The 12,644-nt window shown below is 38.4% G+C and carries 14 protein-coding genes; 4 read left to right on the forward strand and 10 right to left on the reverse strand.

Annotated features, from left to right (window positions below):
- Window positions 1-10: 10 nt before the first annotated feature.
- The 5 genes from ilvN to RCH61_RS02850 form a co-directional block, all read right to left on the reverse strand.
- Entirely contained in the window at window positions 11-508 is a 498-nt protein-coding gene (gene ilvN / locus RCH61_RS02830; protein WP_178006430.1) for an acetolactate synthase small subunit, read from the reverse strand.
- Window positions 509-715: 207 nt separating this feature from the next.
- On the reverse strand, window positions 716-2,524 hold the full coding sequence (locus RCH61_RS02835) for an ABC-F family ATP-binding cassette domain-containing protein (protein WP_178006431.1): 1,809 nt from the start codon (window positions 2,522-2,524) through the stop codon (window positions 716-718).
- A gap of 97 nt (window positions 2,525-2,621) precedes the next feature.
- Window positions 2,622-3,659 carry a lysylphosphatidylglycerol synthase transmembrane domain-containing protein gene (locus RCH61_RS02840; protein WP_306479811.1) on the reverse strand — a complete coding sequence of 346 codons (1,038 nt, stop codon included), beginning with the start codon at window positions 3,657-3,659 and terminating at the stop codon, window positions 2,622-2,624.
- On the reverse strand, window positions 3,649-4,326 hold the full coding sequence (locus tag RCH61_RS02845; RefSeq protein ID WP_306479812.1) for a hypothetical protein: 678 nt from the start codon (window positions 4,324-4,326) through the stop codon (window positions 3,649-3,651). The genes RCH61_RS02840 and RCH61_RS02845 overlap by 11 nt, the downstream gene beginning before the upstream one ends.
- Window positions 4,327-4,426: 100 nt before the next feature.
- Window positions 4,427-5,443, reverse strand: a complete 1,017-nt coding sequence (locus tag RCH61_RS02850; protein ID WP_306479813.1) for a glycosyltransferase family 2 protein — start codon at window positions 5,441-5,443, stop codon at window positions 4,427-4,429.
- 471 nt (window positions 5,444-5,914) lie between these two features.
- On the opposite strand from RCH61_RS02850, the gene RCH61_RS02855 reads away from it, so the two are divergent.
- Window positions 5,915-6,688 (forward strand): hypothetical protein, encoded by a 774-nt coding sequence (locus tag RCH61_RS02855; RefSeq protein ID WP_306479814.1) that lies wholly within the window; start codon window positions 5,915-5,917, stop codon window positions 6,686-6,688.
- Between the two features lie 21 nt (window positions 6,689-6,709).
- Here the strand turns inward: RCH61_RS02855 and RCH61_RS02860 are convergent, their stop codons facing one another.
- The 4 genes from RCH61_RS02860 to RCH61_RS02875 all read right to left on the reverse strand — a co-directional run bounded on the left by RCH61_RS02860 (window position 6,710) and on the right by RCH61_RS02875 (window position 9,396).
- The gene (locus RCH61_RS02860; protein WP_306479815.1) at window positions 6,710-7,666 is read right to left on the reverse strand and encodes a tyrosine-type recombinase/integrase; all 957 of its coding nucleotides are present in this window, start codon (window positions 7,664-7,666) and stop codon (window positions 6,710-6,712) included.
- Window positions 7,667-7,770: 104 nt separating this feature from the next.
- Window positions 7,771-8,001: a hypothetical protein gene (locus tag RCH61_RS02865; RefSeq protein WP_306479816.1), complete on the reverse strand. Its 231-nt coding sequence runs from the start codon at window positions 7,999-8,001 to the stop codon at window positions 7,771-7,773.
- A 172-nt stretch (window positions 8,002-8,173) separates the two neighbouring features.
- Window positions 8,174-8,377: a PTS ascorbate transporter subunit IIC gene (locus RCH61_RS02870; RefSeq protein WP_306479817.1), complete on the reverse strand. Its 204-nt coding sequence runs from the start codon at window positions 8,375-8,377 to the stop codon at window positions 8,174-8,176.
- A 2-nt stretch (window positions 8,378-8,379) separates the two neighbouring features.
- Window positions 8,380-9,396 (reverse strand): SPFH domain-containing protein, encoded by a 1,017-nt coding sequence (locus tag RCH61_RS02875; RefSeq protein ID WP_306479818.1) that lies wholly within the window; start codon window positions 9,394-9,396, stop codon window positions 8,380-8,382.
- A gap of 190 nt (window positions 9,397-9,586) precedes the next feature.
- Here RCH61_RS02875 and RCH61_RS02880 point away from each other — a divergent pair, with 190 nt between their 5' ends.
- Genes RCH61_RS02880 through RCH61_RS02890 form a run of 3 tightly spaced genes read left to right on the forward strand, consistent with a single transcriptional unit; the run spans window position 9,587 to window position 11,535 of the window.
- Complete coding sequence (locus RCH61_RS02880; protein WP_306479819.1) at window positions 9,587-9,970, forward strand: GntR family transcriptional regulator; 384 nt, start codon at window positions 9,587-9,589, stop codon at window positions 9,968-9,970.
- A complete protein-coding gene (locus RCH61_RS02885; RefSeq protein ID WP_306479820.1) occupies window positions 9,951-10,811 on the forward strand; it encodes an ABC transporter ATP-binding protein in 861 nt (286 codons plus the stop codon). Before RCH61_RS02880 ends, RCH61_RS02885 begins: the two co-directional genes overlap by 20 nt.
- Window position 10,812: 1 nt before the next feature.
- Entirely contained in the window at window positions 10,813-11,535 is a 723-nt protein-coding gene (locus tag RCH61_RS02890; RefSeq protein WP_306479821.1) for a hypothetical protein, read from the forward strand.
- 82 nt (window positions 11,536-11,617) lie between these two features.
- Here the strand turns inward: RCH61_RS02890 and RCH61_RS02895 are convergent, their stop codons facing one another.
- Window positions 11,618-12,628 carry a GGGtGRT protein gene (locus RCH61_RS02895; RefSeq protein WP_306479822.1) on the reverse strand — a complete coding sequence of 337 codons (1,011 nt, stop codon included), beginning with the start codon at window positions 12,626-12,628 and terminating at the stop codon, window positions 11,618-11,620.
- Between the last annotated feature and the right edge of the window lie 16 nt (window positions 12,629-12,644).

Consider the following 12,644-nt stretch of genomic DNA (forward strand, 5'->3'; position numbering starts at 1 on the left):
TAAATGATAATTAAAAATATGCTACATCCTTACTTCCTCTGGAAAGTCCTGTGATACCGGTTCTTGCAAGTTCCAGTATCTCATATCCCTGAAGAAGATTAAGGAAAGCTTCCAGTTTACTTTGAGTTCCGGTAAGCTCAATAATGAGGGAATCCTCTTCCACATCAACAATTTTTGCTCTGAAAATATCCGCAACAGATATGATCTCACCTCTTTGAGCCGCATTCGCCCGAAGTTTTATCATAATCAATTCACGGTAGACCGATTCGCCGTCTTTCAGAACTTTTATATCTACGACATCTTCCAGCTTTCTTACCTGTTTTTCAATCTGAGATAAGATCAGCTCGTCTCCTGACGCAACAACTGTAAGTCTCGTAAATCGTGTATCAGTCGTCGCACCGGCAGTAATACTGTCAATACTATAACCTCGCCGGCTGAACAATCCTGCGATACGGCTTAACACTCCCGGATTATTGTCTACAAGCAATGAAAATACCTGACTTCTCATGTGGTTCTCTCCTTTTTTATTAAAAACAGAGTGCGTTCTGTTTTTATATTTTATAATATTACCAACTCCATTATTCTTTGTCAAGATGTTGACCGGATTTTTTTACATATTGTAACAGTTCATCCATGACAGTCCGGATTGGCTGCTTCTTTTCTTACTTTCGGAAATTCGTCTGTTTGGCAGCAGAAATGACAGCCGAATTTAAAACTATACACATCCGATTTTTTCTGCCAGTTCATTTAAATAAAACCATCTCTCGGTTTTTTCATCAAGCTGTGTCTGTATTTTTTCCTGTTCTTCAAACAGTTCTTTTAATTTCACAGAATTTGTCGCATTTTTCTCAATCTGCTTTTCAATCTCGTTCAGCTTTTCTTCTAAAGCTGCCAAGTCCGCATCAATCGTTTCAAATTCCCTCTGTTCTTTATACGAAAATTTTAATTTCCGGGGAACATTCTGCTTCCAGCTTTTTTTCTGACCTTCCTCAGTATCTTTCTCTAAAGTTCCAGAAGAATCTCTGTTCTGAACTGTGGGCTGACTTTCTGTTGATTCCTTTTTCTTTACGTTCAGATAATCCGTATATCCGCCTTCAAACTGGCGGATCTTCCCATTTCCGTCCAGCTCAAAAATACGATCTGCAACATTATCTAAAAAATAACGGTCATGAGATACAGTAATCACGATCCCCGAAAAAGAATTTAAATAATCTTCCAGTATAGTAAGAGTTGGGATATCAAGATTATTCCCCGCCTCATCAAACAAAAGAACGTTTGCATTTTCTGCCAGAACCCCAAGAAGATACAGTCTCCTTTTCTCACCGCCTGAAAGTTTTCCTATAGGAGCATACTGCATATCCGGAGTAAATAAAAACCGCTCCAAAAGCGATGACGCGCTGATCTTTCCTTCTTTCGTCGTAATATATTCTGCAATCTCTTTTACATAATCAATTACTCTTTGAGAATCATCCATATGTTGTTCTTCCTGAGCAAAATATCCAATCTTAACAGTCTCTCCGATTTCGATCTCTCCACTGTCCGGAAGAACCTGTCCTGCGATCATTTTCATCAGAGTAGATTTTCCGCATCCGTTCGGTCCGATAATCCCAAGACGCTGATTTTTTAATACAATATAACTAAAATCATCCAGTATGATTTTTTCTCCATACTTCTTACTCACATGATGAAGTTCGATCGTTTTCTTTCCCATTCTTGTCTCTACTGAGTCCAGTTCCACTGTCTGATCTTTCACCGGAGATTTTCCGTTTTTCAACGCTTCTAAACGTTCCAGTCTTGCCTTTTGTTTTGTCGTCCTCGCCCGACAACCACGTTTTGCCCACTCTAATTCCATTCTCAAAACACTTTGTCTCTTCCGCTCAGAAGCAGACTCCATTTCTTCTCTTTGCGCTTTCAATTCAAGGAACCCTGAATAATCAGACTGGTAACTATACATTTTCCCCCTGCTGATCTCTAAAATACGATTCGTAACTCTGTCGAGAAAATATCGGTCATGTGTCACCATGACTACAGTTCCACGATAAGAGCGAAGATATTCTTCTAACCACTCGATCATTGTTTCATCTAAATGATTCGTCGGCTCATCCAGCAAAAGAACATCAAACTCAGCCGCCAGGATTTTAGCAAGTACAACCCGCCTTTTCTGCCCTCCTGACAAATGTTCTATTTTCTCATCGAACTGCGTAATCTTTAATTCAGTTAAGTTACTTTCAACCTTCCACGCTTCTTCTGACGCTTCTTTCAATGCAAAGGAACGAATTGTACTTTCTTTCGGAAAGATCGGATTTTGAGGCACATAAGCAATCTTAAGTCCGTTTTGCCTGACGATCTGTCCCTCATCCGGCACTTCTTCCCCGGCAATCATTTTAAGCAGCGTTGATTTTCCGGTTCCGTTAATTCCTACGACTCCGATTTTGTCTCCTTTTTGAATCCCGAACGATGCATCTTCAAATATCGTTTTTTCTCCGTAAATTTTACAAATATGTTCTATATTGATAATATTCATGAAAAACTCCTTACAAACCATTTTCTCTCATTATTGTGAGTTGTCTGTAAGGAGTTGTCAAGTGAATTTTATCCGTCTTATTTCTGTTTTTTTCCTGTTATGCCGCTGCTCGATATCGTACTTTATTAATCAAAACAACACCAAGACTAACGATCAGCAAAAAATAAAAATTGATTCCTCTGCTCACAAGCATGGAAGGGATCAGATATGCTCCGGTAAACACATGAGCGAATACTGTTTGATACATCAGCTCTGTAATCCCCTGTGCTCCTGGGAGTGGAAGCATATCTACTGCAATATAAACCGCAGCCTGGAGAAGGATCACTTTCATCATCGCCGTTCCATGGAGACCAAATCCAAGATATACCATGTACGTTAAAAGAAACACACTGCATCTTTGTAAAAATGTAACAAATATGACAAACAGAAGTTTCCCCTTATGCATACGCAGCCATTCCACAGCCTTTTGATAACTGCCGATAAATTCATGGATTTTTCCTGCCCGCTGATCCGATCGTTTAAGAATCCTCATGCGAACAAGCAGTTTTTCAAAAAACAGCGCACATCGAAGCATAATATTTGGAAACAGCATAACGCCGGTTATGATCACCACTAAAATTACATTCAGAAAAAGTCCGAACAAATAAAGCGGGAAAAATTTTCCTAATTCCATCTGAAGCGGACTATGCCAACAAATCAAGATCCCAGCTCCTAAAATCACAAGAACAAACTTATATACAACAGCCACCGTCATAAGAACAACTGTACTGTCCGATCCTCTGTTTCCGTCCTTGCTCATATAGTAAAGCTGCACAGGCTGCCCGCCTGTCGCGGAAGGAGTGATGCCGGAATAAAAAAATCCAATAAAAGAATACTGAACACATCTCCCCAGAGAGCAGCCTTCTGTTTTTACTCTGTTTGCCTTCATTGCCTGAAGCAAATACCAAATCATATATCCTTCTGCGCAGACAAAAAACAACGCAAGCGCGGCTGCCAAAAGAAGATGCCAAAACGACATTTTTGTAAGAGCATGCGCAATTTCGCCAAGGTTTTTCCCACTGAACAACGTATAAAACGTCAGAAACATCACAAGGAGGAAAACGGCAATTTCAAGAATTCTCTTTTTAACGCTCATATCCGTTCCTCCGTTCTGTTTCCACTTGTTTCCTAACAGAATGCATCTGTGAAAGAGCTATATAACTTCCCATTGCAGGAGCATATGCCGGCTGCGGAACCGGAAACAGAATTTTTCCTTCTCTTCGTCCTTCTCTTTCCTTTTGATCTGTCAGTTCTTTTAAGCTTCCTTCAAAAATAACCTTTTTCTTTTCATACTCAAAGAAATCTTTTGGAGTAACAAGTGAAAAATGTTTTCCCCACTTACAAACCCCTGCACGTTCCAATAGTTTTGCAGCATAAGATGAACATGTATAATGATTTTTCTGATAAAATGGTTTTCCGAAAAGCAAAAACGGAAGTCCTATAATCGTATAATGATAACGATATCTGTTACGCATCGCCTCATGAAGCTCTTCCTGAATAAATCTTTTTTGTGCTTCCGTACATTGAATCGAACAGATCATATAATCCGCTCCCGGAAATGCCCTTAAAATTTTTCTTTTTTCTTCTTTTTCAAATCCTGCAATCAGTGGAATTGACGGATGCCGTCTCCCGATACTGTACGCCTCCTCTAAATTTTCATCTAACCCGATTGCTACATGGATGTATTTCTGTTTAATCACTCTGCGGATAATTGAAGCGAAAATTCCCGGTGTATCCACAAATGCTATGTATATTTCTGCCATAATCCTCATCCTTTTTCATTGTAATATCGATTAAAAAAAGAAACTTCACCCTCTTTTCAATCTTTTTCTAAAGCAACCCATTCCTGCCATAACTAGACATTTACTGAAAACGATATACTTTCTTTGCAAGCCGATACCCGACGATCGTCAGGCTTCCCCCAATCTTTCCTGGTAAATAAGTGAAGCCGCTTAAAGTGCGGAAACGCAGACGATAATAGAGAGCTTCATTGTATTCTTTTACATGTTCCCACATATCTTTGCGTTTTTTATAAGACTCCTCTGTATTTATAAGAAGCAGATGAATGGATGAGATTGTAAGCATGATCGAAATATTTCTCACCATATATGCCTCCAGTTTCGGATGAATCTTTTTTACTTCTTCAAGATCAACACTTCGCGCCACAAGATCCGTTACACGTATCTGCTGATCAATTCTTTTCATAAGTACTTTTTCATTTACAGACTGATCGTCTCTTCCGAGATAATAATGATACAGATCAATATCCATGTAATAAATCGTCTTCGCATACGGCAGCGGTTTATATGAAAACAGATTATCTACATAAAACGTATGCTCAGGAAGCTTTACACCGGATACTCTAAGCACCTCTGTCCGAAACATAAGCGAATGCATGATTAAATACTGAGACGGATGAAATTTTCCAATCTCATCCCATGTACACTGCTTTTCCTTCGGAAAAACATTTCTATAATCCATCGATTTCTTAGTTCCTTCTTCGAGGTGATCATATACATAATTGCATACGATCAGATCCGGTTTCTCTGTGTCAAACATTTTCAGACTGGAAAGAAGCTTTTGATACGCATCTTTATCAAACCAATCGTCTGAATCCACAACTTTATAGTAGATTCCATTTGCCAATTCCAATCCCTTATTTACACCCGAACCATGTCCTCCGTTTTCTTTATGTACGACACGCACAAGATCTGGATATGCGGCGGCATATTCATCAGCAATCTCTGCTGTATGGTCGGAAGAACCGTCGTTGATCAAAATGATCTCAACATCCTGACCTCCGATCAAAAGCGAATCTACACATCTTCTCATATAATCTTCCGAGTTGTAGCACGGAACTGCAAACGTAATGTATTTCATAATTTTTCCTCCTCAAAGTATCCTCACATTTCCTGCATTTAAAGTACAAATCTTAATCAGCTTAAATATTACGCACTCCTTCTTAAGATAACATCGAGGTATTTCTTAAGATTTGGGAAAGATTTTTTAAACAATATGAAAATACCGAAGAAACTATCCCAAGTGGTACTACAATTAAAATAATAAATAAAATGATCAGCCACCCCACCACCTGTCCGATCAGTCTGCTTATAGATAATCTCATTGACCTTGCCTCCTCCGTCTCTGTCTCCTTTTATTTTAAAAAAGCCGAAATTTTTTTCCATATTGAAAAGCTTACATTTCAAGGTATATATCTTACACTTTCGTAAGACAGAGAAAAAACAATGAAAAATTTCTTAAATTCTTCTCCATGACTTGTATCAGTCTGGGAAAAGTTATAACATAAGAAAATAATTTTGCATTCAGCGATCAGGAAAAGGAGTTTTATTTATGAGTGAAAACCCTAGATTTGAAGATTATTTTGATGACGATTTTGAAGTTAAATACGAAGATGACTATGACGATAAGAGGAACGGTCATTCCGACCCGTACAATTATGATGAGGAAGATGACACAAATTATTTCGAGGAAGATTTCCTTGACGACGAGGATGACAGTGAGGATGATTTCGACGAAGAAAATGATGAAGAACATTATATTGATGATGAATACGTTGATTATGACCGCTCCAAAAAAAAGAGACGAAAAAGAAGTTCCAAAGTACCGCTTGCCGCACCAATTAGAAAAGGCGGCCGCATTCTTTCCCGCATTTCCGCTTCATTAGTCCGTAGTCTGACTGCGCTTTTGATCTTAGCGATTATGGGATTTGCCTCATGGACTTTTCTTCGTGCCAGCGCTCCTTACGGCGACATTGCAGAAGCGGTAAATACACAAACAATTTCCATGACCCTTGCCGCTTATTTATGTATCGCTGTAATCTTTCTCTTAAGCGAACTCATCGCACTTCTTTGGTCAATGACAAAAGTAAGAGTACGAGATCAATGGGGTGTTCATAAAGAAGACACCGGCAGAGGACTAAATTCATTTCTGTTTGTATTCCTCTCCTCATACGCCGCATTTTTATTCAATCGATTTCTTCCTGAAACACCGGAAATCCTCTACGGACTAAAGGGTGGACTTGAAGTATATGGTTCTATGCACAATGTGTTATTCGGCCTTTGCGCTGCCGGAATCATTTCTTGTCTGATTCGTAAATATCTTTAAAAGAATCATAACTAACTCGTTCTAAATCGGACGCTCGATTCGGATCTTAACGAGATTTGCCGAGCGTTTTTTCAAATCCTTTTTATATCCGATACCCCGGTATCTCTTAATCTGACATACAGTTCTGCCCATTTGATCAGACACCTGCTCTTCTGTTGCGCCATACGCAAACAGATTAAATGCACAACAATTTCTAAGCGCTTCTGCACTGTATGATGGAATTTTAGCTTTTTCACAATATTTTTTCATCATCCGACTAATATACATCGTATTCAATGGATTTTTATTTCGATTATAAAAAAGCGAAGTTTCTCCCTCCCACTCTTCCAAATAAGAAAACAAGATTATTTTCGCGTCTTCCGGAATATAGCATGGCTCGTTTCGTCCACTTAAAAATACATACAGATCCTCTTCATATTGCGCAAAATCTTCCGGTCCTTTCAATGCTGTAATCTCTGTAGAAGAAAGCCCCACACGATACATCAGTGTTAAAATAGTATATACCATCCGATTCTCCGAAGCCGCTCTCAGCAGTTGATCCACATGTTCCACCGGGATCATACGAGCCAAATCTTTTTCTTTTGCCAGTCGTTTTAGATAGGGCGCAAAATAATCCTCACGCAATATTGAATCCGTTTCGACAATTTTTTCTTCAGAGCATTCCTCTTGAAAAAATTGTGCAAAAGAATGAAGTTCCCGGAACTTTTTCGTTACTGTCAATGGAGCGATTTTCCCATTTTGAATATTTGTCTTCATATACGCATGATATTTTTCTACGTCTGATGGCATTGTCTGCAAAAAACGCTTTCCGGTAAAACGGCAAAATTCAGATAGATCCGATCGATATGATGCCTCTGTCACCGAACTTCGAAATCTTCTGCGAAATGAATCCCACTCTTCTTGTTCTATACAATTTTTAAAAAAATCAAATTTTTCACTTTTTGTATTGACATATTCAGGTTCTGCGTTTTGGCTCATCGATTCACCTCTCCTGCCTTGTTTGTATCAAGCTTTTTAAATGTTATTAGTTTAATTCATACTATAACATTTTATTCTTTTTTTGACAAGTAACATTTGCATTGCTACTCATCAAACTCTAATACTGCGATATGAAACTGCGGTGTTTCTTTTAATTCTTTTACAACACCTTTCCTTGTTTTCAGCCGCTCCGCCTGTTTAAAATTCGCACTCATCCCAAGTGCATGTTCAATCGTATAATAATAAGATGTCGGAAGAACGCCTTCTGTCACACCTACTTCCATCCCTGGCTTTAAAGCTTCTGTATCCTCGATCGTAAACTCCATTTCCCGCATGTTTTTTCTACTCCTCTTCTATCTTTTACTGCCTGTTGTTCCTGCTTCTTTCCGCTTGTCAGTATATCATAAAATCAGATTTTTAAAAGCTTTTCTTATAGAAAAACTGTATTGCTGAAGAGTCATTGTCTTTTGTTCCCTTTTGCAATACAGTTTTCTTTTTACAATACTTTTATTTTATATCAAATTCAGGATGTTCATCTAAATGTTCTGATACATATTTTCCATTTTTCTTCCTCTGCCTTACGCACTCGGTCAGCAAATATTCAATCTGCCCGTTGACTGAGCGAAAATCGTCTTCTGCCCAAGCTGCCACGGCATCATACAATTTTGCAGAAAGCCGAAGCGGAATCTGTTTCTTTTTCTGCTCTGCCATGATTAATACAAACTTCCTGAATTTACGATCGGCTGCGCGTCTCTGTTTCCGCACAAAACGACAAGCAGATTAGAAACCATTGCAGCTTTTCTTTCTTCATCCAGTTCTACGACTTCCTTTTCACTAAGCCGGTCAAGCGCCATTTCCACCATTCCGACCGCTCCGTCTACGATCATTTTTCTCGCATCTATGATCGCTGATGCCTGCTGTCTCTGAAGCATGACTGCTGCGATCTCCGGCGCATAGGCAAGATATGTGATCCTTGCTTCCAAAATTTCCAAACCTGCTTCACTGACTCGTTTTTGAATCTCATCACGAATTCTTGCAGCTACTACCTCGCTGGATCCTCTAAGACTGCCTTCATCTGCCACTCCATCCCCGGTTGTGTCTACATTCGGGGAAACATCATAAGGATAAATACGCACAATATTTCGAAGCGCCGTATCACACTGAAGAGAAAGATATTCTTTATAATTATCTACATTAAATACCGCTTTTGACGTATCCACAACACGCCACATGACCGCAATACCGATTTCTACAGGATTTCCGAGACAATCGTTGATCTTTTGACGACTATTATTCAAAGTCATAATCTTTAAAGAAATTTTCTTTCCTGATGACTCTGCACTAGATTTTTCTGAAGTACCGGCAAGCAATCCTGACAGAGATGATTTTCTTGCGCTGTTATCAACGTCACCGCTCTGATTCAAATGTGTATCCGCCGCCGGATTCACACTTGCAGAAAACGGATTTACCGCATAAAACCCTTCTCCTTTCAATGTACCTGTATATTTTCCGAACAATGTCAAAACAAGTGCTTCCTGCGGCTTCAATACACGCAGTCCACAATATGGAAACCATCCTACACACATCCAAAAAATACTGATACCGAGTAAAAACGGATTCCCGATCATCGCCCCTGCAACACAGACCGCAATCGACAATAAATACAACAATGTTGTCAAAATCAAAACAAGCATTCCATTTTTCTTATTATTCAGTATCTTCTCTTTCATCGTTATCCCTCCATTCGTTTCTTTTTGATATCTTTATGATATCATTTTGTTTTCTGTTTGTAAATAGTAATTACAAATATTTCATTTTATTTTCCAAAAAATATTGACAATAGATTCCACTACACATATACTATACATGAAAGCTAGTTAGTTACTCAACTATCAAACTAACATATAAGGTGGTGATACATTGAATATCAATCCTAATATAGAAAAGCCAATTTTTATTCAAATAGCCGAACAACTTGAAGACTCTATTTTTACAGGAGTCTTCCCTGAAGAAACAAAAATTCCGTCAACAAATGAATTATCTGCTTTGCTGAACATCAATCCTCATACTGTTTTAAAAGGAATGAATCTTTTGGTAGACGAAGAAATTATATACAAGAAAAGAGGGTTGGGCATGTTTGTCAAAGAGGGGGCAGTCAACAAGATCAGATTAAAACGACAAAGTCAGTTTTATGAGCAATATGTTGCCTCATTAATTCAGGAAGCATCTAAACTGCAAATGACAAAAGAGGAAGTTATTTCATTAATAGAAAGGGGATTTGATCATGAACGAAATTCAAATTAAAAATATCACTAAGAAATACAACGACTTAACAGCTCTTGACAATGTTTCTTTTTCCTTTGAATTCGGAAAGATTTACGGACTTTTAGGACGAAACGGCGCCGGTAAATCCACTCTTATCAATATAATTGCAAACCGGATTTTTGCTGACCATGGGACGATCCTTATCGATGACATTCCTGCAAAAGAAAATATGCAGGTACATGAGAAAATCTTTTGCATGAGCGAAGCTGATTTATATGATAAAGACTTAAAAATAAAAGAACATTTCAAATGGATCGATCGGTTTTATGATTGTTTTGATTTAAATAAAGCCTTGACTATTGCCGAAAAGTTTGAACTTGACATCAACAAAAAATTCAGATCATTATCTAAAGGTTATCAATCAATTTTTAAATTAACGGCAGCTCTGTCATTAAACGTCCCTTATGTGATTTTTGACGAACCAGTTTTAGGATTGGATGCAAATCACAGAGAACTATTTTATGATCTGCTTTTACAAGACTATGAAAATAACGAACGAACAATCATTGTCGCTACGCACCTGATCGAAGAAGTGGCAAATATTATTGAAGAAGTTGTCTTAATCGACCATGGTCAAATCATATTGCAGGATACTGTCGAAAATCTTTTAGAAACAGGGTACAGTGTCTCAGGAATTGCTCAAGAAGTTGATCGCTATTGCTCAGGTAAAAATGTAATCGGCTATGACGAATTAGGTGGTATGAAAATTGCCTATGTGTTAGATGAAAAAACATCCTTTCCACAAAACAGCAGCCTTCATTTTTCATCTGTGAATTTGCAAAAACTGTTCGTAAAATTAACAGAGAAAGGCGGTAAATAATATGAATAAATTAAAATCTGTCATTCAATACGAATGTGTAACTTCGTTTAAATATATTTGGATCTTCTATGCGATACAATATGCGATCGTCGGACTTATCACTCTGATCATCGGCATTGTTGTAGGAAGTTTTGAAAATGTCGGAACAAATTGTTTGGAAATCAATACCTTATTTTTTGTAAGCATTTTAGGAGTATTAGGATTTAAAGAAGATTTTAAGACATTAATACAAAATGGTTTTACACGCAAATACATTTTCATTGCCGTTCTTTCTTTATTTGGTTTTATGTCCGGGATCATGGCGTTCGTAGATACGATAGTAGGAAATCTTCTTCACTATTTTAATCACTCTTACACTTCTCTCTACAGCGGAATCTACGGATACGGCAATGCAGTTATGAACTGGATCTGGCTGTTCCTTGTTTATGTAGTATTTTGCTGTCTGCTGTATTTAACGATACTTATAATCAATAAAGTTGGCAAAACCGTATCAGTCTATTTTGGTGTCCTTTTAATCGGATGCATATTACTTGTCATTGCATTATTCAGATATGTGTTTTCTGCTGAACTGGTAAAAAGCATTTTAGACTTTTTCATGAAAGCAGTCGGATTTATGACAGATGGAACAATCAATCATTTCTATCCTGCTTTTACTTTATTGATAGTTATTAGCATTTTAGGAACTGCGTCTTTTGCGGTTATCCGTCGAACCGAACTTAAATGATCCATTTACAACAGTAAAAAGTGGAGAAGATTTCTCTTCTCCACTAATTTTTTCTATTCACATTTAAAATAATGACCGGTGATTAGAATTTGCCTTCTTTCGCTGCTTCCTCGATAGAAACCGCAACTGCAACAGTCATACCAACCATCGGGTTGTTACCTGCTCCGATCAGACCCATCATCTCTACGTGAGCCGGTACGGAAGAAGATCCTGCGAACTGAGCGTCAGAATGCATACGTCCAAGTGTATCTGTCATACCGTAAGAAGCCGGTCCTGCAGCCATGTTGTCCGGGTGAAGTGTACGTCCTGTACCACCGCCTGAAGCAACTGAGAAATATTTTTTGCCCTGCTCGATACATTCTTTTTTGTATGTACCTGCAACCGGATGCTGGAAACGTGTCGGGTTTGTAGAGTTTCCTGTGATAGAAACATCAACGCCCTCTTTCCACATGATTGCAACACCTTCACGAACATCATTTGCTCCGTAGCAGTTTACTTTAGAACGAAGTCCGTCAGAGTAAGCTGTTCTGGAAACTTCTTTGAGTTCACCTGTGTAATAATCATATTCTGTCTGAACATATGTAAATCCGTTAATTCTGGAAATGATCTTAGCAGCATCTTTTCCAAGACCGTTCAGGATAACACGAAGCGGTTTTTTACGAACTTTGTTTGCTTTCTCTGCGATACCGATCGCACCTTCTGCTGCTGCGAATGACTCATGTCCTGCAAGGAATGCAAAGCAGTCTGTCTCTTCTTCAAGAAGCATCTTTCCGAGATTTCCGTGACCAAGACCTACTTTACGCTGATCTGCTACAGAACCCGGAATACAGAATGCCTGAAGACCTTCTCCGATTGCTGCTGCTGCGTCTGCTGCTCTTGTACATCCTTTTTTGATCGCGATTGCTGCACCTGTAATATAAGCCCAGCATGCATTTTCAAAACAGATCGGCTGAATGCCTTTGATCTGATTGTATACGTCCAGTCCGGCATCCTTTGTGATCTTCTCTGCTTCTTCAAGAGAAGCGATACCGTAGCTGTTTAAAACTTCATTGATTTTATCAATTCTTCTTTCATATGATTCAAATAAAGCCATTTATGTATCCTCCTGA

It is taken from the genome of Mediterraneibacter sp., from assembly GCF_030825015.1.
In the GTDB taxonomy this organism is placed as follows: Bacteria; Bacillota; Clostridia; order Lachnospirales; family Lachnospiraceae; genus Mediterraneibacter.